19 protein-coding genes are annotated in these 20,873 nt (G+C 67.5%); 14 read left to right on the forward strand and 5 right to left on the reverse strand.

The features are described 5' to 3' along the window. The 6 genes from HUU95_RS00550 to HUU95_RS00575 form a co-directional block, all read left to right on the forward strand. Positions 1-1,127, forward strand: a 1,127-nt coding sequence (locus HUU95_RS00550) for an L-dopachrome tautomerase-related protein (protein ID WP_217429685.1), incomplete at its 5' end; no start/stop codon positions are given. Positions 1,128-1,155: 28 nt separating this feature from the next. Continuing rightward, the gene (locus HUU95_RS00555) at positions 1,156-1,956 is read left to right on the forward strand and encodes an SDR family NAD(P)-dependent oxidoreductase (RefSeq protein WP_174278294.1); all 801 of its coding nucleotides are present in this window, start codon (positions 1,156-1,158) and stop codon (positions 1,954-1,956) included. A gap of 35 nt (positions 1,957-1,991) precedes the next feature. Next, positions 1,992-3,074, forward strand: coding sequence for a catalase family protein (locus tag HUU95_RS00560; RefSeq protein ID WP_174278295.1), 1,083 nt, complete (start codon positions 1,992-1,994; stop codon positions 3,072-3,074). Between the two features lie 11 nt (positions 3,075-3,085). Further along, complete coding sequence (locus HUU95_RS00565; protein WP_174278296.1) at positions 3,086-3,625, forward strand: (2Fe-2S)-binding protein; 540 nt, start codon at positions 3,086-3,088, stop codon at positions 3,623-3,625. Further along, on the forward strand, positions 3,622-4,635 hold the full coding sequence (locus tag HUU95_RS00570; protein ID WP_174278297.1) for an FAD binding domain-containing protein: 1,014 nt from the start codon (positions 3,622-3,624) through the stop codon (positions 4,633-4,635). The genes HUU95_RS00565 and HUU95_RS00570 overlap by 4 nt, the downstream gene beginning before the upstream one ends. A gap of 12 nt (positions 4,636-4,647) precedes the next feature. Then, entirely contained in the window at positions 4,648-6,909 is a 2,262-nt protein-coding gene (locus HUU95_RS00575; protein WP_174278298.1) for a xanthine dehydrogenase family protein molybdopterin-binding subunit, read from the forward strand. 362 nt (positions 6,910-7,271) lie between these two features. Here HUU95_RS00575 and HUU95_RS00580 read toward each other — a convergent pair whose 3' ends face one another. The 5 genes from HUU95_RS00580 to HUU95_RS00600 all read right to left on the reverse strand — a co-directional run bounded on the left by HUU95_RS00580 (position 7,272) and on the right by HUU95_RS00600 (position 15,271). Continuing rightward, positions 7,272-10,484 (reverse strand): type I restriction endonuclease subunit R, encoded by a 3,213-nt coding sequence (locus HUU95_RS00580; protein WP_174278299.1) that lies wholly within the window; start codon positions 10,482-10,484, stop codon positions 7,272-7,274. 31 nt (positions 10,485-10,515) lie between these two features. Continuing rightward, on the reverse strand, positions 10,516-11,784 hold the full coding sequence (locus HUU95_RS00585; RefSeq protein ID WP_254602536.1) for a restriction endonuclease subunit S: 1,269 nt from the start codon (positions 11,782-11,784) through the stop codon (positions 10,516-10,518). Next, positions 11,784-12,896, reverse strand: a complete 1,113-nt coding sequence (locus HUU95_RS00590; protein WP_174278301.1) for a Fic family protein — start codon at positions 12,894-12,896, stop codon at positions 11,784-11,786. Before HUU95_RS00590 ends, HUU95_RS00585 begins: the two co-directional genes overlap by 1 nt. A 109-nt stretch (positions 12,897-13,005) precedes the next feature. Further along, complete coding sequence (locus HUU95_RS00595) at positions 13,006-14,571, reverse strand: type I restriction-modification system subunit M (RefSeq protein WP_174278302.1); 1,566 nt, start codon at positions 14,569-14,571, stop codon at positions 13,006-13,008. A 319-nt stretch (positions 14,572-14,890) separates the two neighbouring features. After that, positions 14,891-15,271: a glutathione S-transferase N-terminal domain-containing protein gene (locus HUU95_RS00600; RefSeq protein WP_174278303.1), complete on the reverse strand. Its 381-nt coding sequence runs from the start codon at positions 15,269-15,271 to the stop codon at positions 14,891-14,893. Positions 15,272-15,357: 86 nt separating this feature from the next. Between HUU95_RS00600 and HUU95_RS00605 the strand changes: the two genes are divergently transcribed. The 8 genes from HUU95_RS00605 (at position 15,358) to HUU95_RS00640 (ending at position 20,579) form a co-directional block, all read left to right on the forward strand. Next, entirely contained in the window at positions 15,358-15,564 is a 207-nt protein-coding gene (locus HUU95_RS00605; protein WP_174278304.1) for a hypothetical protein, read from the forward strand. Positions 15,565-15,747: 183 nt separating this feature from the next. Continuing rightward, on the forward strand, positions 15,748-16,140 hold the full coding sequence (locus tag HUU95_RS00610) for a DUF2382 domain-containing protein (protein ID WP_174278305.1): 393 nt from the start codon (positions 15,748-15,750) through the stop codon (positions 16,138-16,140). Continuing rightward, positions 16,140-16,757: an OmpA family protein gene (locus HUU95_RS00615; protein WP_174278306.1), complete on the forward strand. Its 618-nt coding sequence runs from the start codon at positions 16,140-16,142 to the stop codon at positions 16,755-16,757. The genes HUU95_RS00610 and HUU95_RS00615 overlap by 1 nt, the downstream gene beginning before the upstream one ends. A 24-nt stretch (positions 16,758-16,781) precedes the next feature. After that, the gene (locus HUU95_RS00620) at positions 16,782-17,642 is read left to right on the forward strand and encodes a YsnF/AvaK domain-containing protein (protein WP_174278307.1); all 861 of its coding nucleotides are present in this window, start codon (positions 16,782-16,784) and stop codon (positions 17,640-17,642) included. A 77-nt stretch (positions 17,643-17,719) separates the two neighbouring features. Continuing rightward, positions 17,720-18,199 (forward strand): hypothetical protein, encoded by a 480-nt coding sequence (locus HUU95_RS00625; protein WP_174278308.1) that lies wholly within the window; start codon positions 17,720-17,722, stop codon positions 18,197-18,199. Then, positions 18,186-18,581 (forward strand): phage holin family protein, encoded by a 396-nt coding sequence (locus tag HUU95_RS00630; RefSeq protein WP_174278309.1) that lies wholly within the window; start codon positions 18,186-18,188, stop codon positions 18,579-18,581. Before HUU95_RS00625 ends, HUU95_RS00630 begins: the two co-directional genes overlap by 14 nt. Then, positions 18,581-19,459 carry a DUF3618 domain-containing protein gene (locus HUU95_RS00635; protein ID WP_174278310.1) on the forward strand — a complete coding sequence of 293 codons (879 nt, stop codon included), beginning with the start codon at positions 18,581-18,583 and terminating at the stop codon, positions 19,457-19,459. The genes HUU95_RS00630 and HUU95_RS00635 overlap by 1 nt, the downstream gene beginning before the upstream one ends. Then, positions 19,443-20,579, forward strand: coding sequence for an AI-2E family transporter (locus HUU95_RS00640; RefSeq protein ID WP_174278311.1), 1,137 nt, complete (start codon positions 19,443-19,445; stop codon positions 20,577-20,579). The genes HUU95_RS00635 and HUU95_RS00640 overlap by 17 nt, the downstream gene beginning before the upstream one ends. The last annotated feature ends 294 nt before the right edge of the window (positions 20,580-20,873 follow it).

Raw genomic sequence — 20,873 nt, forward strand, 5'->3', positions numbered from 1 at the left:
AACGTCCCGCCACGCCGTCGATCCAGCCGAGGACCATCATGTTCAGACCCATTGCCCTCGCCGCGCTCACGGCGCTCGCGGCCGTCGCGCCGGCGGCGTCGCCGACCGCGCTTGCCCAGGTGGCGACCTTCGATCATCAGGTGACCGGGGTCGCCGTCACGGCGGACGGCCGCCGCTTCGTTAATTTTCCACGCTGGACGGAGGATGCGCCGATCTCGGTCGCCGAGGTGATGCGCGACGGCTCGCTTCGGCCCTATCCGGACGCGCGCTGGAACGAGTGGCGGAACGCGCGCGCGAACGAGCTGCCGGTCGCCGACCATTTCGTGTGCGTGCAGTCGGTCGTCCCGGACGGCCACGGCAACCTGTGGGTCGTCGACCCGGGGGCGCCCGGCAACGAGAAGATCCTGGAAGGCGCGCCGAAGCTCGTGCGCATCGACCTCGCCACGAACCAGGTGACGAAGGTGATCGCCATCCCCGGCGACGTGGCGCTGCAGGGCACCTACCTCAATGACATCCGCTTCTCGTCCGACGGGAAGATGGGCTACGTCACCGACAGCGGCACGCGCGGCGCGATCATCGCCGTGGACCTTGAGACCGGCAGGAGCTGGCGCGCGCTGGACGGCAGCCCGACGACGCAGGTCGACAAAACGGTCACCGTCACGCTGGACGGCCGCCCGCTGCGCCGACCCGACGGCCGCCAGCCGGCGTTCGCCGCGGACGGCATCGCCATCTCGAACGACGGCGGCACCCTCTACTGGCAGGCGCTGACCGGCCGCACGCTCTACGCGATCGACACGGTGCTGCTGCGCGACGGCGTCAGCGACCAGGATCGCGTCCGCGCGGTCAGGACGGTGGCGCGCACGCAGGTGACCGACGGCCTCTGGATGAGCAGGGCGGGCACGCTCTACCTCACCTCGCCCACCGACTACTCGATCAAGCGGCTGAACGGCTCGGTGGTCGAGACGGTGCTGACCGACCGCCGTCTGCGCTGGCCCGACACGTTCGCGGAGGGCCCCGACGGCCGGATCTACGTCACTGCCAGCCATATCCAGGACACGATGTGGTTCAAACCCGGCGCGCCGCCCGCGATCCGCACCGAGCTGTTCTCCTTCGCGCCCGCCCGCTGACCTGCTGCACACCACCGAAAGGTTCATCATGACCGACCAGCGCCCCTTCGCCGTCGTGACCGGCGGGACCAACGGCATCGGCCTGGAACTCGCCAGGCTGTTTCTGGCCGACGCCTATGACGTGCTCATCGCCGGCGAGGACGACGCGCACAGCGACGAGGCGCGGGCGCAGCTCGCCGGGGAGAACCAGACCGGCAGCGAGGTGACGCTATGGAAGGGCGACCTGGGCCGGGCCGGGCAGGTCGACGCGCTGGTCGCGGCGATCCGCGCCGCGGGCCGGCCGATCGAGGCGCTGTGCGTCAACGCCGGCTTCGGGCTCGGCGGCGCCTTTGCCGAGACCGACCTCGCGCGCGAGCTGCAGATGATCGACGTCAACATCCGTGGCGCGGTGCAGCTCACTAAGCCAATGGTGCAGGACATGATCGCGCACCGCGGCGGCCGCATCCTGTTCACCTCCTCGATCGCGGCGACGATGCCCGACCCGTTCGAGGCGGTGTATGGCGGCACGAAGGTCTTCCTGCGCTGGTTCGGCGAGGCGCTGCGCAACGAGTTGAAGGACACCGGCGTAACCGTGACCGTGCTGATGCCGAGCATGACCGAGACGAACTTCTTCGAGCGCGCCGAGATGATGGACACCAGGGCGGGCCAGGCGAACAAGGACGATGCGGGCATGGTTGCGAAGGCCGGCTACGACGCGCTCATGGCGGGCAAGGACAAGGTGATCCCGACATTGAAGAACAAGATCATGGGCGCGGTCGCCGACCTGCTGCCCGACAGCGTCGCGGCCGGCGTCCACCGCGGCTTGTCCGAACCCGGCTCGGCGGACTGATGCCGCCTATCATCACCGATCGCCAAGGAGGCTCCATGACCTATCTCCGCTACTCGCCAGACGTCGAGACGTCCGAAGCCGACGAGCAGAAGACGATCGACGGGATCATCCAGGGGATGACCCAGCAGAGCGAAGTCGTCGAAAAACGCGAGCAGCACGCGGTGCGCGCCAGCCACGCCAAGAGTTCGGCCTGCGTCGTCGGCACGCTGACCGTCGCCGACGATCTGCCGCCCGAGCTGGCGCAGGGGCTGTTCGCCACGTCCGGCACCTACGACGTCGCGATCCGCTTCGCGCAGGGACCGGGCGAGACGCTGGGGGATCGCGTGTCAACGCATCGCGGCATGGCCATCAAGGTGTTCGGCGTCGAGGGAGACAAGCTGCCCGGGCACGACGTGCCGACGCAGGACTTCGTCCTCGCGACCGGCCGCACCTTCCCGTCCGGCACGGCCAGCGGCTTTCTCAGCGACGCGAAGAAGATCGGCACGGCCACGCCGATGCCGGAGGGCGTCAAGAGCGCGGTGTCGTCGATGGCGCGCAACTTCAACAAGGTGCTGAGCATGTTCAACACCGCCTATGCCAAGGCGGACTTCTTTGGGCACCCGTTCAGCCACCCGATCGGCGACGATTACTTCAGCCAGGCACCAATCCGCTTTGGCGACCACGTCGCCAAGATCGGGGCCTTTCCGGCGTCGCAGGCGCAGGACGCATTGCATGAATGGCAGCTGGATCCGCATCAGGACGAGGACGGCTTCCGCCACGCCGCGATCGGTTATTTCGGCGAACACGAGGCCGTGTTCGAATTGCGAGCGCAGTTGTGGGCCAACGCCGATACCCAGCCGATCGAGGATGCGTCGATCGAGTGGCCATCGCAGGACAGCCAGTATCGCACCGTGGCGACGATCCGCATTCCCATTCAGGATGCTTACAAGCCCGAACGGGTGCGCTACTTCGACGAGGTGATGACGTTCCGTCCGGCACACAGCCTGACGGCGCACCAGCCGCTCGGGTCGGTCATGCGCGCGCGATTGCAGGTGTATCGCGCGCTGTCCGCCTTCCGCCACCGCGAGAACGGCATCGCGGAAGAGAACACCGCCGACTTCGCGCAGATCCCGGCGTGAGAGGAACAGCCATGGCGACCGCCCCCGACGCACACGCCCGTGCCGCCCGGCCGATCGGCACCGTGTCGACCACGCTGACGATCAATGGCACCACCCGCACGCTTCAGATCGAGCCCTGGACCTCGCTGCTCGACCTGCTGCGCGAGCAAGAGGACCTGATCGGCACCAAGAAGGGCTGCGATCATGGGCAGTGCGGGGCCTGCACGGTGCTGATTGATGGTCGGCGGATCAACTCGTGCCTCAAGCTCGCGGTGACGCTGGACGGGGCGGAGATCACCACGATCGAGGGGCTCGGCCAGCCCGGCAAGCTGCATCCGCTGCAGGCCGCGTTCATCGAGCACGACGCCTTCCAGTGCGGCTACTGCACGCCAGGTCAGATCTGCTCGGCGCAGGGCCTGATCAACGAGGGTCGGGCGCATTCACGGCAGGAGGTGCGCGAGATGATGAGCGGTAACCTGTGCCGCTGCGGCGCGTATACCAACATCGCCGACGCGGTGTGCGAGGTGCTCGCCGAACAGGATGGGGCCATGTTGCGGGAGGCGGCGGAATGAGCCCGTTCGATTACATCCGCGCGACGAGCATCGGCGAAGCGGTGCAGGCCGGGCGCGGCGAGCAGGTCCGCTATCTCGCCGGCGGCACCAATCTGGTCGACCTGATGAAGGAGAACGTCGAGCGGCCAGTGACGGTGGTCGACATCACCCGCCTGCCGCTCGGTGGCATCGAGGAGCTGGACGGCGGCGGGCTGCGACTTGGCGCGCTGGCGCCGAACGCCGACACCGCCTGGGACGAGCGCGTCGAGCAGAGCTACCCGCTGCTGTCCTCCGCGATCCTCGCCGGCGCCAGCCCGCAGCTGCGCAACGCGGCGACCAACGGCGGCAACCTCAACCAGCGCACGCGCTGCTATTACTTCTACGACGTCGCAACTCCGTGCAACAAGCGGCAAGCTGGATCCGGCTGCGGCGCGATCGGTGGCGTGAACCGCATCCATGCCATCCTGGGTGCGAGCGAGCAGTGCATCGCGACGCATCCGTCCGACATGTGCGTGGCGCTGGCCGCGCTGGACGCAACGGTGCGGGTATTGGGGCCGGATGGCGAGCGCGCGATCGCCTTTGCCGACTACCACCGGCTGCCGAGTGACGAGCCGTGGCGCGACAACACGCTGCGGCCGGGCGAGCTGGTGACGGGCATCGACCTGCCGGTCGAAGTCTTCACGCAGAACTACACCTATCTCAAGCTGCGCGACCGGCTATCCTACGCCTTCGCGCTGGTGTCGGTCGCGGTCGCGATGCGGCTGGAGGGCGGCACGATCGCGGAGGTGCGCGTGGCGCTCGGCGGCGTAGCGCACAAGCCGTGGCGGAAGCCGGAGGCCGAGCAGCAGCTGCGCGGCGTGACACCGTCGCCACATGCGTTCGGTGCCTTCGCCGATGCGCTGCTCGACGGCGCAGTCGGTCAGGGCGAGAACGACTTCAAGATCCCGCTCGCCCGCAAGGCGATCGTCCGCGCGCTCAATCAGGCCGCCGACGCCACCCCGCAATCGCAGACCGACAAGCGCGTCGCGTAAGGAACACCCGACATGGCAACCGCAATCAGGCCCGCGACGGGGAAGATCGGCATCGGTAGCGCAATCAGCCGCGTCGACGGCGTCGAGAAGGTCACCGGCACCGCACGCTACGCCGCCGAGCACCCGGTCGCCGACATGCTCTACGGCTTCATCGTCGACGCGACGATCGCCAAGGGCCGGATCGTCGCCATCGACGAGGCTGCGGCGCGCGCGGTTCCCGGCGTGGTCGAGGTGATCTCGCACCTCAACCGCCCGCACGTCGCCTGGACCGACCATAGCTACAAGGACGAACTGAAGGTGCCGGGATCGCCGTTCCGGCCGCTCTACGACGACATGATCCAGTTCAACCAGCAGCCGATCGTGCTTGTGGTGGCGGAGACGTTCGAGGCAGCGCGCTACGCCGCGAGCCTGATCGAGGTTTCCTATGAGGCGAAAGCCCACAACACGAACTTCGAGGTCGCGTTGGCGGAGAAGTACCTGCCCAAGAAGAAGCGCAACACCTACGTCCCGCCCAAGGCTCGGGGAGACGCGGCGCAGGCGTTCATCGACGCGCCGCTGAAGGTCGCGGGCGACTACCGGCTGGCGCCCGAGCACCACAATCCGATGGAGATGTTCGGTTCCACCGTCGAGTGGCACGGCGACGGCGCGATCACCGTCCATGACAAGACGCAGGGCTCGCAGGGCGTTCAGGCATATATCGCCAGCATCTTCGGCTTCTCCAAGAGCAAGGTGCGCGTGCTCAATCCCTATGTCGGCGGCGGCTTCGGCTCGGGGCTGCGGCCGCAGCATCAGGTGTTCCTGGCGGTGCTCGCGGCCAAGATGCTCGAGCGGTCGGTGCGGGTGACGATGACGCGCCAGCAGATGTTCAGCCACGCCTATCGCCCGCAGGCGATCCAGAGCACGTCGCTGGGCGCGGAGACCACGGGCAAGCTGGTGTCGATCCGCAACGAGGCGACCACCTCCACCTCGCGCTACGAGGACAATATGGAGAACGTCGTCACCTGGGGACTGATGAACTACGACTGCCCCAACGCCGATGCCAACTACACGGTGGCGCAGGTCGACACCGCGACGTCGGCCGACATGCGTGCGCCGGGTGCCGCGACGGGCATGACGCTGTTCGAGATGGCGGTCGACGAGATGGCATACGAAGCCAAGGTCGATCCGCTCGAGTTCCGGCGGATCAACTATTCGTCGATCGACGCGATGAACGCGGTGCCCTATACCAGCAAGGCGTTGCGCGAGGCCTATGACGAGGGGGCGGCGGCGTTCGGCTGGGCCGAGCGCTCACCCGAGCCGCGCTCGATGCGCGACGGCAGCGAGCTGATCGGCTGGGGCTGCGCCACCGGCATGTGGGACGCGCAGTTCGCCAAGACGGCGGCGAGCGCCAAGCTCTCCGCCAACGGCGCGCTGGAGGTGGCCTGCGCCACGTCGGACATTGGCACCGGCACCTACACGGTGATGACGCTGGTCGCGGCCGACACGCTGGGCTTGCCGCCCGAGCAGATCACCGCCCGGTTGGGCGATTCCGACCTGCCGGCCTCCCCGGTCGAGGGCGGGTCATGGGCGGCGGCGTCGGCCGGCGCCGCGGTGCAGCTCGCCTGCCAAGCGGTGGCCAAGAAGCTGGTCAAGGCGGCGGGCAGGATCGCCGGCCAACCGCTGGGCGAGGCAGGCTTCGATGACTTGGTGTTCGAGGACGGCTGCATCGTCCTGAAGGACGCGCCCACCGTCCGCGTGCCGTTCGGCGAGGCGATGCGCGCCGCCGACCTGGAAGTGATCGAAGAGCAGGAGACCGCCGCGCCCGGCTTCGGCGATATGTGGCGCGGCTTGCACAAGTCGAAGAACACGCACAGCGCGATCTTCGCCGAGGTCCGGGTGGACGAGGAACTTGGGGTCGTGCGCGTCACCCGCGTCGTCAACGCCGTCGCGGCGGGGCGGATCATTAACCCCAAGACCGCGCGCAGTCAGATCTTGGGCGGCGTGGTGATGGGGATCGGCATGGCGCTCCATGAGGAGACCTTCTCCGATCACCGGCTCGGCCGCTGGATGAACCACAACTACGCCGAGTACCACATCCCGGCCCATGCCGACGTCGAGGAGATCGAGGTGATCTTCGTCGACGAGCCTGACCCGGAGGTCACCCCGCTGGGGGTCAAGGGACTAGGCGAGATCGGAATCGTGGGCACGGCGGCGGCGGTCGCCAATGCCATCTACCATGCGACCGGCAAGCGGGTCCGTTCCCTGCCGATCACGATCGACAAGCTCCTGACCTGATCAGCTAAGATCAGCCTTGTTGTGCCGGTTCTTGATCCGACAACGCACTGGCCAGGTCTCGCTACAGTATAAGTACAGGTTTGGCTGAAGTGCCCCGCAGGCGAAAGACATCAGTTAGCAATGAAAATGAACGGACGTCCGTTTCTGGGAAGCGGCGGAACGTCTTCGAACGGCAGCTTATGGGTCAAATAGAACTGAGTGGTTGCTCAATATCTGAACCCAACTGAGGTCACATTCTGATCGGGTGATAGGGTAGGACGTCGCGCCAGAGGCAGCGTTAACGAGCGTCCGGCTACCGGAAGCGAAGGGGTAGGCACTCTGAAGTAGCTGAGTGAGTCAGCCAAATCTCTCCTACCGCGCGGTTACCATCCAGCCGCGAGTAGTTCGGCCTGCTGGATAACGGTCTGCACGGCAGCGTCCTGGAGGTCGGGCGGGTAGCCGTACTTGCGCAGGATCCGCTTCACCAAGACGCGCATCCGCGCCCTCGCGCTCTCGCGGTGCGACCAGTCGACGGTCGCATTCGCCCGCAGGCAGTTCACCAGTTCGCCCGCGATCACCTTCAGATTGTCATTGCCCATGATGTCGACGGCGCTCTCGTTGTCGGCCAGCGCGTCGTAGAAGGCGATCTCCTCCAGAGTCAGACCGTCGGCTTCGCCGCGAGCCTGCTCGGCCCGGATCTCCTTGGCGAGGTCGATCAGCGTCTTGAGTACCTCAACCGTGCTGACGGCGTTGGTGTGGTAGCGCGCGATGGCGTCGGTCAGGCGCTCGGAATAACGGCGGCTCTCGACCGCGTTGGTGCGGCTGCGCGAGCGGATCTGGTCGCCGAGCAGCTTGCGAAGTGCCTCGAGCGCAAGGTTCGGCCGCTCCATCGCCTTCACTTCGGCGAGGAAGTCGTCGGACAGGATCGAGATATCCGGCGTGGTCAGTCCGGCGGCGCGCAGGATGTCGACGATCTCGGTCGACATGACGGATCGGTCGATCAGCTGCTGCACGGCGAAGTCGCGGTCGCCCGCGCCCACTCCGCCGCCGCCCGTCTTGGCGAGCGCGGCGCGGACCGTCTGATAGAACGCGACCTCATCGCGGATCGCGCGAGCCTCATCGCTGGCGGCGGCGAGCGCGAACGCCTTGGTCAGTGCCAGCACCGCGTCCTGGAAGCGACGATGGGCAGCCTTGCGCGCCTCGTCGGTGTTCTCGCGTTCGGCCATCTCGTGCTGGCGCGCCATGATGAATTCGATCCCCTCCGCCAGGCACTTCAGGCGCGCGACCGGATTGCCGGTGATGCCCGGCGTCACGTCGAAACCGTGGGACATGGTCCGGACCACGTCCATCTTCTCGATCAGCACCGCGACCGCTTGCGTCCCGTCGATCCCCGTCTCGGCGGCGTCGGAGGCTGAGTATTGGCCGAGCGCCTTTTTCAGGTTCTGGGCGATGCCGATGTAATCGACGACCAGCCCAGCGGGCTTGTCCCGGAACACGCGGTTCACGCGCGCGATCGCCTGCATCAGCCCATGGCCGCGCATCGGCTTGTCGATATACATGGTGTGCATCGACGGCGCGTCGAAACCGGTCAGCCACATGTCGCGGACGATCACGAGCCGGAGCGGGTCGGCCGGATCCTTGGCTCGCTTGGCCAGCAGATCGCGACGCGCCTTGTTGCCGATATGCGGCTGCCAGGCAGGCGCGTCGGCGGCCGAGCCCGTCATGACGACCTTGATTGCGCCCGACTGATCGTCGTCGCTGTGCCAGTCGGGGCGGAGCGCGACGACGGCGTCGTACAGCGCGACGCAGATGCGGCGGCTCATGCAGACCACCATCGCCTTGCCATCCATCGCGGCCACGCGATTTTCGAAGTGGGCGACGAGGTCGGCGGCGACCATCGTCAGCCGCTCCTTCGATCCGACCAGCTTCTCGACCGCGGACCAGCGCTGCTTCAGCCGTTCCTGTTCGCTGGTCGCCTCGTCCTCGGTCAACCCCTCGATCTCGGCGTCGATGAGGGGCAGCGCTTCGGGCGGCAGCTCGATGCGGGCAAGCCGGCTCTCGTAGTAGATCGGCACCGTCGCGCCGTCCTCGACCGCCCGGGCAATGTCGTAGACGTCGACATAGTCGCCGAACACGGCGGGGGTGTTGACGTCGTCCTTCTCGATCGGCGTGCCGGTGAAGCCGATGAAAGAGGCGCCCGGCAGCGCATCGCGCAGGTATTTGGCGAAGCCATAGGCCATTTCGCCGGTCTTGCGGTCGATCCGCGCGCGGAAGCCATATTGCGAGCGGTGCGCCTCGTCGGCGATGACGATCACGTTGCGGCGGTTGCTGATCGCGGGATAGTCGCGGCTGCCCGAGGGCGGCGCAAACTTCTGCATCGTGGTGAAGATCACGCCGCCGGACGCGCGGTCGAGCTGTTCGGACAGGTCTTCGCGGCTCTCGATCTGGATCGGCGTCTGGCGGACCAGGTCGCTGCACATCGAAAAGGTGGCGAAGAGCTGGTCGTCGAGGTCGTTGCGATCGGTGATGACGACGATCGTCGGGTTCTCCAGTGCGGGCGTCCGCACCAGCAGACCGGCATAGAACGCCATTAGGAAGCTCTTGCCCGACCCTTGCGTGTGCCAGATCACGCCAATGCGGCGGTCGCCCGCTGGGTGCGCGGCGGCGTCGGGCAGGCCGTAGGCGAGCGGGCGCTCGCGGATCACGCTTGCCGACGAGGCGCCAGGCACCGCGTGCAGCGTAGCGGCAACGGCGGCGCGGGCGGCGTGGAACTGGTGATAGCCGGCGATGATCTTGACGATCCCGCGCCCGGCATCCCCGAACACGGTGAAGTCGCGCATCAGCATCAGCAGGCGCTGACGATCGAGCACGCCTGCGATCATCACCTCCAGCTCAGGCACGCCCTTGGGCGCGATCTCGTCGCCGTCGACGGTGCGCCACGGCATGAACCGCTCCTCGTCGGCGGTCAGCGAACCGATACGCGCGGTCATGCCGTCCGACGCGATCAGCAGCGCATTGGTGCGGAACAGCGATCCGATCTCGCGCTTGTAGGTCTGGAGCTGGTTGTAGGCGCCGGTGACGGTGGCGTTCTCGTCGCCGGGGTTCTTCAGCTCGACCACGGCGATCGGCAGGCCGTTGAGGAACAGGACGATGTCGGGCCGGCGGGTGTGGCCGCGCTCGATCACGGTGAACTGGTTGATCGCCAGCCAGTCGTTCATGTCGAGGCCGCCCGGCGGCGTATCGAAGTCGACCAGCCGCACGCGGTCGCCGCGGATGGTGCCGTCGGCGTCGCGATACTCGATCGGCACCCCCTCGACGATCAGCCGGTGAAGCCGCCGGTTCTCCTCCACGAGGCTCGGCATCTCGACGGCCATCACCCGGCGGACGGCATCGGCGCGGGCGTCGGCCGGGATCGAGGGGTTGAGCCGGTAGACCGCGGCAGCGAGGCGGGCGGGCAGGATGACATCACCATAGGCGGCACGCTCGGGCGCCCTGCCGTCGGGCGAGGCGTCGACGCCATAGGCGACCTGCCAGCCCTGTTCGGCGAGCCAGGCAAGCGCGGCTTCCTCGACAACGGACTCGGTGAGCTTCGACATCAGGCGCTGCTGCCGACGGGAGCCGCGCCGGTCATGCCGCCAGCGCCTCGGCGTCGCGAACGCGAAGTTCGCCGGACATCAGCTTGGGGAGGAGCGCGTCGCGGGTGGTGGCGAGGGTGCGGCATTCGAGCAGGTTCCCGATGATCTGATCGAGCAGCGGCTGCATGAACTCGCTCATCTTCGCCAGCGTAGCTGGAGAAGGCGTTATCGTCGTTGCGGCGCTCAGATGCCCTCGCTGGATATGCCCCATCGTGGTTGCCTTCGAAGCGGCTATGGCCTGGAACTCGGCGAGATGATGCCAGACCCAATGACTGAAAAGCCAAGCAGGGAAGGTGTCGGAGGTCACCTTGAAAAGGTGCTGGTTCAACGCACCAGCACCCTCCGTCCAAAACTTTGCGAGCAGGCTACCGGACCAAGAGAACAGGAAGTCGCCATCGCCAACAATGTATTTGGTGGGCACGTTGGTCGACGCGCGGTTCGAACTGGCAGACACCCCTGACCGAAGTTCACCGATCTTGATGACGGGTAAGCTCGCCTCGTCCGGAGCAGGAGGAAATTTCTGCAAGGCCAGCCCGTTTAGAAAATCGGCGATCTGATCGAGCGGCGTCTCGCTCCAGCCTTCCGGCACGCCATCGTCACCCAGCTGATCGGGAAACAGGGACCAGAAATCAGGGGCGAAGTGGGCGGGGCGACCTTCGGCCTTGGCGCGGGTGGGGGCGAAATCGACAAACCAATCTCGGAACAACGCCCGCGCGCTCGCTTCCAGCGTCTCGTTCATCCGCCGGTTGAGATCGATCTTGTCATCGAGGGCGCAAAGAAGCTCGGCAATTCTCGTCTGAAGTTCCATCGGTGGAAGTGCAAAGGGCAAATTTCTCACATCATCTCGGCGCAGAAAACCTCTAGCACTGCCTCCAACCCAAGCCAGAGGTATCTTGGACAGCTCGCGAAAGACGTAATGAAGATAGGTCGGATCAATTTGACCTTCGCGTGCGCGAATGACCCACATGTTCTGGTTGAGTAGGGCTGGAAGATCCTTCTTCCTGACCAAACCTACTTTGCCAAGGGTGGCGGCGACCATGACAAATAAAGTGTCATTCTCACGGAGAGAGAAGCGACCATACTCTTGCGCGTCGTCCTCGGATATGAACGCTGAGCCTTCCCTGGTTATTGCATAGTCGTCAGTTATGTTCACAGTGCGTAGAACAAACCGACCAGAAGAAGTGTATTGAGAGCTCTTGAAGGCAAATCCGCCGCCAAGAGACGCGACGTCATCAAGTTTGACAGTTGACCATTCCCCCATCACGCTGCCCCCTCCGCGAACAACGCGACCAGTCGCTGATTCATATAATAATTATTCCGCCCGATCCGCTGCTTGTCCAGAAATCCCGCCGCCGCCAGCGTGTCGAGATACTTGGTCGCCGTCGGACGCGACACCCCCAGCTCGCGCTCGACATATTCGATCCGCGTGTAGGGGTGGCGGAACAGGTTGTTGAGCAGGTCCTGCGAGTAGAGCTTGAGGTGATCGCGGCGGATGCGCTGCTTGTAGTCGGCCATCAGCTCACGCATCCCCTCGATCAACGCCAGCGTGCCCTTCGCGGTCTCGCCGACGCCGCGGATCATGTAGAGCAGCCACGCCTCCCACGCGTCCGCGGCGCCCTCGCAGTCGCGCACTGTCTGGAGCAGCCGGTAATACTCGCCCTTCCGCCCGGTGATCCAGCGGCTGAGATAGAGCACGGGCACGTCGAGCAACCCGGCGTGCGTCAGGTAGAGCACGTTGATGATCCGTCCCAGCCGGCCGTTGCCGTCGCTGAACGGGTGGATGCTCTCGAACTGGTGATGGACGATCGCCATCTTCACCAGCGGGTCGAGGCCGCTCGCGCCCTCTTGTTCGGGGTCCTCGTTGATGAACCGCTCCAGCGCGGTCATGTGGGCGCGCACGGCCTCGCCCTCCTGCGGCGGCACATAGACCATCTCGCCGGTCTGGTCGTTCTTCAGCGCCGTCCCCGGTGTCGCGCGGAACTCCTCGTCGGTGCGCTTGAGCATCTGGAACATGGCAATGATCATGTTGTTGGTCAGCAGCCCGCCGAGCCGGCGCTGTTCCGTGAAGCCGTGACGCAACGCGTCGGCATAACGCGCCACCTCCTTCGCCGCGGGTGACGCCGGGTTCTCCGGGAAAGCGCTGGCCTGGAACAGCTCGTCCTGCGTGGTGACGATATTCTCGATCTCCGAACTCGCCTTCGCCTCCTGCAGCGCGAGCGTGTCGATCAGGATGCCCTGGTTGGGGATCGAAGCGGCGCGGCCCTTCAGTTCGGCGAGGTGCCGGTGCGCCGTCGCCAACGCCCGCAGCACCGCAGGCGTCTCCTCGACGCCTGCCGGCGGCAGGGTGGGGATGACGTAGCTGGCCTTCAGCACCAGGCGACGGATGGATAAAGCGACACGCCAGTTTTCTTGCACATTATCGGCAACGTGTAAAGAAAAGCCGATTTCCTTGACATGTTCGCGCGACGTGTAAAAACCGGGGCTATTCCATCGGCACGATGACGTCGGCGAGCCGCTGGCGAATGACGTCGGTCAGCCGTGCGCTCTCGGCGAACTGTTCCTCCAGCGCCGCCTGCAGCGCGGCGAAGCGCTCGGCGAACGGCACCGCATCCGCCTCCACATCCTCCGCACCGACATAGCGGCCGGGCGTCAGGACGTAGCCGTGGCCGGCGATGACATCGTGACTGGCAGCGCAAGCGAAGCCGGGAACATCGGCATGATCGTCGCCGTCGCGCCACGCATGATAGGTGCCTGCGATCTTCGCGATATCGGCGTCGCTGAACTCGCGCCGGGTGCGGTCAACCATGTGGCCGAGCTTGCGCGCATCGATGAACAGGATCTCGCCGCGGCGATCGCGCAGCTTGCTCACACGGCCGACGCCGTTCGACTTGTCCTTGGCCAGGAACCAGATGCACACCGGGATCTGAGTCGAGTAGAACAGCTGGCCCGGCATCGCGATCATGCAATCGATCACGTCGCCGTCCACCATCGCGCGCCGGATGTCGCCCTCGCCGTTCTGGGTCGAGGACATCGAGCCGTTGGCGAGGATGACGCCGGCGGTGCCGGTCGGCTTCAGATGGTGCAGGATGTGCTGGAGCCAGGCGAAGTTGGCGTTGCCCGCGGGCGGGGCACCGAAGCGCCACCGCGCATCCTCGCGGATGCGCTCGCCGCCCCAATCGGACACGTTGAACGGGGGGTTGGCGAGGACATAGTCGGCGCGCAGATCGGGCAGCTCGTCCTTGTGGAAGCTGCCCTCGCTGTTCCAGCGGATGTCGGCGTCGATGCCGCGCACCGCCAGATTCATCATCGCCAGCCGCCACGTCGTGTGGTTCGACTCCTGGCCGTAGATGGCGATGTCGCCGATCCGGCCGCCGTGGCTCTCGACGAACTTCTCCGACTGGACGAACATGCCGCCGGAGCCGCAGCACGGATCGTAGACCCGGCCCTTGTAGGGCTCCAGCATCTCCACCATCGTGCGGACGACCGAGCGCGGCGTGTAGAACTCGCCGCCGCGCTTGCCCTCGCTGCCGGCGAACTGGCCGAGGAAATATTCGTAGACGCGCCCGAGGACGTCGCGCGATGCGTCGGCGCCGTCCTTGAAGCCGATGCCCGAGATGAGGTCGATCAGCTCGCCCAGCATCACCGCGTTGAGGCCGGGGCGAGCATAGTCCTTGGGCAGCACGCCCTTCAGACCGGGATTGACCTTCTCGATCTCCAGCATGGCGTCGTCGACGACCTTGCCGACGCCTGGCTGGCGGGCGCTGGCCTGCAGATGCGACCAGCGGGCAAGCGGCGGTACCCAGAACACGTTGTCGGCGCGGTACTCATCCTCGTCCTCCGCCCCATCCGGATACTCGGCCAGCAGCAGCGCGCGCTTAGCCTCGAATCCTTCGGAGATGTGCTTGAGGAAAATCAGCCCGAGCGCGACATGCTTGTAGTCCGACGGCTCCATGTTGCCGCGCAGCTTGTCGGCCGCGCGGAAAAGCTCTGCCTCGAATCCGAGGTCTCCGCCCTTCGGCGCCTTGGTGGCCTTCGCTGCCCGAGCCATGATGCTTCCCTGAACGACGCCCTGGTCGTCAGGACAGTGCCACCAGGCTGACACCATAAACCGGGCAAAAACTCAACGCTTCCGGTCGATCGGGCAGGGCAGGGACCATCGTTCGCGCGGCTAGATCGTGGTTAAGCCACGTTGCTCTTTGTGCCAATCGAGTGTAGCAACACGCTGTGCAGGCGGTTCCTGCACGCTAGCAATATCAACCACTTAGCCGGCGTGTTATTTGGCTGGGTATCCTGCCGCCCCAGCCGGTGTCGCCGGTCTTGTCGAGCATGCGCGCCTAACCAGGTCGGCGAGCAAGTGCGGCTCCATGTTATCCCCACGACCAGCTCTTTCCGAGCGGTGGGTTGCCGCCGGTGACCTGCCGGGCCAGCCAGATCGCGATCGCGCCGAACTCGGTCAGCACACGGCCATCGTCGAGCACCAGCGTCGGCACCTTGCTCTTGGGATTGATCGCCTTGAACCAGGGCTCCTTCAGCACGCCGCCCTCGACGTCGACCTGCTCGGTCTCACACGGTCGCCCGATCTCCGCGAGCAGGACATGCGTGCCGATCGCGCAGGTGTGCGGACGCCAGTAGAGCTTCGTGGCATGATCCCTGATGTCGCCGGCCGGAAGAGGTCGCGCAGGCCCTGCACCGAGCGCTCGGGTTGTTCCAGCGCGGCGACGTGGCTGACGGATAGGCAAGGCCGGCATCGACCGGCACCATGGGCCGGAGCCGGGAGTTTCCGCTCGACGTGACACTCGTGTCGAGCGACGATCCAGATGGAAGGACGATGATCATGCGCCACATCTTCTCCGCGATCGCGATCGCGTCCCTGCTGGCCGGCGGCCCGGTGATCGCCAGCGTCAAGCCGTGCCGCGACGCCAGTGGCAAGGTGGTCACCTGCAAGAAGCCGCGGAAGGAGTCGCCGCGCTGGAAGGATGCGGCGGGCCGCTTCGTCGCCTGCCCGCCGCCCGCCGACCAGCCGCGCCATCCCCCTTCCTGATCCCTCTCGGGAGCGGCAACGCTTCGTCGCGGAACCACCCACATTCGTCCCTGATCGCCGGCCGCTCCGGAACATCGGGCCTCGACAACAGCTTAGCCTGCACGTCGATCAGGATCGAGGCGCGGTTCATGCCGCACCGTCCCCGGCGGCACTGCCATCCAGCAGCGTCCAGAAGGTACGGTCTTGTCCGATACAGACGAACTGCGCTTGCCCGTCGTCGAGGAGCAGGTCTCGGTCGAGCGGCGCAGGGTCGAGACCGATCACGTGCGCGTGCGTACCGTTGTCGACACTCGCGAGGAGCTGGTCAGCGAGACGGTGGAGGTCGGGTCGCTGGACATCGAGCGCCGACCGGTCGACCGCGCCGTCGCCACGCCGCCGCCGCCGCGCGAGGAGGGTGATGCCACCATCATCTCCGTCGTCGAGGAGCGGCTGGTCGTCACCCGGCAGCTCTTCGTAATCGAGGAGGTGGTCGTCCGCCGCGTCATCGCCCGCGAAACCGTCTCCATGCCCGTCACGCTGCGCACGATGCGCGCCGTGGTGGAGCGTGACCCCGTCCACCAGCAGGAAGACCATTGATGGCCGAACCCGACGATCGCCGCACCAGCGGCGCACCTCCCACCCATGTCCATATCGAGAAGAAACGGACGAACTGGCTTGCCTGGCTGGCGTTGCTGGCCGGCATCCTCGCGCTGCTGTTCGCGCTGAGCCGCTGCAATCGCGCGCCGGACGTGGCCGCTGCGCCACCGGCCGGCGACAACACGGTTGTTGCGCAAACCGCGGACGCGCCGCAAGCGACGCCGCTCGGCGTGTCCGGCCTGGGCGGCTATCTCGGCGGCACGGCCCCAGCGCCGGCGACGTTCACGTTCGAGAAGATCAACTTCGACACCGCGAAGAGCGACATCCGGCCGCAGGATCAGGCGGAGGTCACGCAGGTCGCCGCCGTGCTCAAGCAATATGGCAACAGCCATGTCCGCATCGCTGGCTATGCCGATGCGCGCGGGTCCGAACCGGCCAACGTCCAGCTCGGCAAGGACCGCGCCGAGGCGGTCAAGGCCGCGCTGGTCCGACAGGGCATCGACGCCGGTCGCATCGCCACCGCGTCCGGCGGCGAGACCGACCCCGTCGGCACCAACGCCACCGCCGGCGGCCAGGCGGAGAACCGCCGGACCGAACTCGTCGTCACCCAACGCTGAATCCGTCCCCCAAGGAGAATACCCATGTCCCGTACCATTACCGCGATGTTCGATACCCGCGCCGACGCCGAGGCCGGCAAGGCCCGCCTGGAAGCGGCCGGCATCGACGCCGCCCACGTCAACGTCCACGACGACTCCACCCACCAGACGAGCGGCGCGCAGTCGACGCACACGGACCAGGGCACCTGGGCGTCGATCAAGCACGCCTTCCTTCCCGACGAGGATCGCCACACCTATGAGGAAGGTTTCCGTCGCGGCCATGCCGTGCTGACCGCTGACGTCGCCGACGAGCATGCCGACGACGCCGTCCGCGCGCTGGAGGAGGCGAACTCGGTCGACGTCGACCAGCAGGCGGCCGGCTGGCGCGAGTCCGGCTGGGATTATCAGGGCGGCCAGACCGGTCAGTCGGCCGGGTTGTTCGGCGCGAGCGGCGCCACCGATGCCGGGCTGGCGACCGGCTCGGCCCGCCAGGGCTCGACGGAGGAGGTCATCCCCGTCGTCGAGGAGCAGCTGGTCGTCGGCAAGCGCGAGGTCGACCGTGGCGGCGTCCGCGTCCGCTCCTACGTGTCGGAGACGCCTGTCCACGAGCAGGTCCGCCTGCGCGAGGAGCGGGTGGACGTCCAGCGCCGGCCGGTGGATCGCGCGGTTGACACGCTGTCGGGCGATGCCTTCCAGGAGCGCACGATCGACATGACCGCCACCAGCGAGGAAGCCGTCGTCGGCAAGACCGCGCGCGTCGTCGAGGAGGTGGTCGTCTCCAAGACCGCCGGCGAGCGGACGGAGGAGATCGACGACACCGTCCGCAAGACGGAGGTCGAGATCGATCGCGACGGCACCGACACGCGCGGTGGAACCACCGGCTTCGGAACGTCGAGCAAGCGCTAGGCAAAAGGTTGGGCCCCGCGCGCGAGGATCGCGCGCGGGGCCCACGCCCTTCCGGGGCGAATGAGAGGCGAACGACGATGGACGACACGATGACCAGCGGAGCGTCGGCCGGCGCCGTCTCCCGCCCGCTTTCACCCGAGGAGCCCGCTGGCGCCCCCGCGGCCGCCGAGGCGACCAGATCGCTCGCCGGGCAGGCCCGACAGGCGCTGACGGGTGCGCTGGACGGCCAGAAGGGTGCGGCCGCCGACATGGTGGAGCAACTGGCGCAGACGGTGAAACGGTCGGGCGAGCAGTTCGAGGGCCAGCAGGACTGGATCGCCAGCGCCATCGGGCGTGGTGCGCAGGAGCTGAACGCGCTCGCCGGGACGTTGCGCGACAAGGATCTGGGCGATCTCTCGGCGGAGATGGGAAGTTTCGCCCGTCGGCAGCCCGCGCTGTTCGTGGCCGCCAGCGCCGCCGCCGGTTTCGCGCTCGCGCGCATCGGCAAGATCGCGGCGGCCGACCTGTCGCGCGCCGATCTACCGACCCTGCCGGAGGCCGCTCATGACGGGCAGTGATCCCCGCGATACCCCTTCGCTGGGTTCGCTCGCCGGCGGGCTCGCGGGCGATGTCGGCGATCTGGTGCGCGGCGAGCTGGCGCTGGCGCGGGCCGAGTTCGACGGCAAGCTGCACGGCCTGATCGCCGGCGGCGTGTCGCTGCTCGGTGGCGCGCTGGTCGCGTTCGCCGGTCTGGTGGTGGTGCTGGAGGGCGGCGCCGCCGTGCTGGCGATGTGGCTGCCGACCTGGGCGGCGCTGCTGATCGTCGGCGTCGTCATCGTCGCGGTCGGCGGGCTGATCGCGCGCGCGGGGCTCGCCAGGCTGTCGATCCGGAACCTCACCCCCGATCGCACGGCGGCGAACCTGTCCAAGGACGGCCGCATCCTCAAGGAGCATTTGTGATGGCCGAGGCCACAACCGACACCGACCAGATCGAGCACGATCTGGCCGAGACCCGCGCGCGCATGGACCGCCGCCTCGACGAGCTGGGCACCAAGCTGGCGCCCAACCAGATCGTCAACGACGCGCTGGCGCACGTCACGGGCGGCGACGGCGCCGATTTCGCGCAGACGCTGATCGCCAGGGCCAAGGCCAACCCGGTTCCGGCGGCGCTGGCGGGGGTCGGGCTGGCCTGGCTGCTGGCGGCGAACGGGACCAAGCAGGCCCGTGGCAAGCCCGACCTGCCGACGCGGCTGCGCTCCGCCGAGGCGGGTGTGGTGCGGCTGGCGGACGAACATCCCGACGTGCACGCCAGCCGCCTCGACGACGCGCGCGGCCAGGTGCTCGGGATTGCGCGGGGCGCATCCGATACCGCCGCCGCTTATGCGCAGCGGATCAAGGACGCGGTGGCGGCGGCCAGCCACGGCGTGGGGCAGGCGTCGCACGATCTGGTCGGAACGGGACCGCTGACCAGCAGCCCGCTCGTGCTCGGCGCGGTGGGCGCGACGATCGGTCTGATCGCCGGCGCGCTGCTGCCGGTCAGCGAACAGGAGCGCGGGCTGTTCGGCGACGTCGCGGGCCAACTGCGCGGCCAGGGTCGTGATCTCGCGCAGCGGGCGGTGGATCGCGGCGCGCGGGTCGCGCGCGAGACGCTCGGCGCCGCCCAGGAGAGCGCGCAGACGCACGGGCTCACGGGCGACAAGCCGGTGGGCGCGCTGATCGGCGAGTTGAAGAGCGGCGATCTGCTCGACCATGCGAAGCAGGCGGCGCGGGAAGTCGTCGACGCGGGCAAGGACAGCCTGCACGCGCAACTCGGCGACGGCGATGATGGCCAGCGCTGACGACCGCGCGGGAGCACGCGACATAGACCCATCGACACGGCAGGCCGAGGCGACGGAACAGGCCGTCGTCGCGGCGGTCGAGACCAAGGCGGTGCTCACCCGCCAGCGCTATCTCACCTTCCTGATTCTGCTGCTCGCGGCGTGGGTGGCGCGCGGGTTCCTCTTGCCGCTCGCCTGGGCGGCGGTGCTGGCGGTCGCCGAATGGCCGCTCTATCGCAGGGCGCTCGTCCGGGCGCCACGGCATGGCGGCCTGCTGGCGCTGGGCTTCACGCTGGCGACCGCGCTGCTGGTCATCCTGCCGATCTCGCTGGCGGCGGTGGCGCTGGCCCAGGAGAGCCAGGCGGCGCTGGGATGGCTCGCGCAGGTGCAGAAGACCGGGCTGCAGGAGCCCGCCTGGCTCGGTGCGCTGCCGCTGGTCGGCGGCAGGGCCGACGCGTTCTGGCGCGACCATATCGGCAACCCGCAGGCGGCGAACGAGCTGCTGGGCACGCTGAGCGCCGGCTCGCTGCTCGGCTGGACGCAGTCGGTGGGGGGTCAGGTGGCGCACGGCACGCTGCTGTTCCTGATCACGCTCGTCGCCCTGTCCGGGTTGCTGGCGCGCGGCGCCGCCATCGCCGAGCAGGCGGGGCAGGTCGCGCGGCGCATGCTGGGCGGGTTCGGCGAGCAGTTCCTCGACCGGCTGGTCGCGGCGATGCGCGCGACGCTGAACGGTACGGTGCTGGTCTCGGTGGGCGAAGGCGCGCTGGTCGGGGTCGGCTATGCGATCGCGGGCGTGCCGCGCCCGCTGTTGTTCGCGGTCCTGACGATCGCGCTCGCGATGGTCCCGTTCGGCGCCTGGCTGGCGTTCGGCGCCGCGACGCTGATCCTGCTGGTGCAGGGCAACCTGCTCCCCGCCGCGCTGCTGTTCGGCTTCTCGGTCGTGGTGATGACGGTGGGCGACAACGTGCTGCAGCCCCGGGTGATCGGCAGCGCGGTCAAGCTCCCGTTCCTGCTCGCGATCGTCGGCACGTTCGGCGGGCTGGAGAGCCTGGGGCTGGTCGGCTTGTTCGTCGGGCCGGTGGTGATGGTCGCGATGCTGCTGATCTGGCGTCAATGGATGCAGGCAGGCCGCCGCCTGTAGGAGGGCGACGCGGTGCTGGCGCGGGCCAGCTTCTCAGGGCGGCACATGTGTCACTCAAAGTCGCGCCGGGCGAGGTGTACTAATTCGTTGTCCCGACTGATGACGACTTCGAATAGCTGATCGTCGACGCACTATCACCCGTGCGCGCGCCAGCACGCCTCGGCGCGCCAGTAGATATCCTTTCGATCGGTACTTCCGCACTGCGAACGCCCTTGGTCTAGGAGCCGTGGACATTTACCGGAGCCATAGGATGGCGGCGGCGATAGTGACGACGGCGAGGTAGTTGCGGGCGGT

The sequence above is a fragment of the Sphingomonas bacterium genome (genome assembly GCF_903643065.1).
GTDB lineage: Bacteria > Pseudomonadota > Alphaproteobacteria > Sphingomonadales > Sphingomonadaceae > Sphingomonas.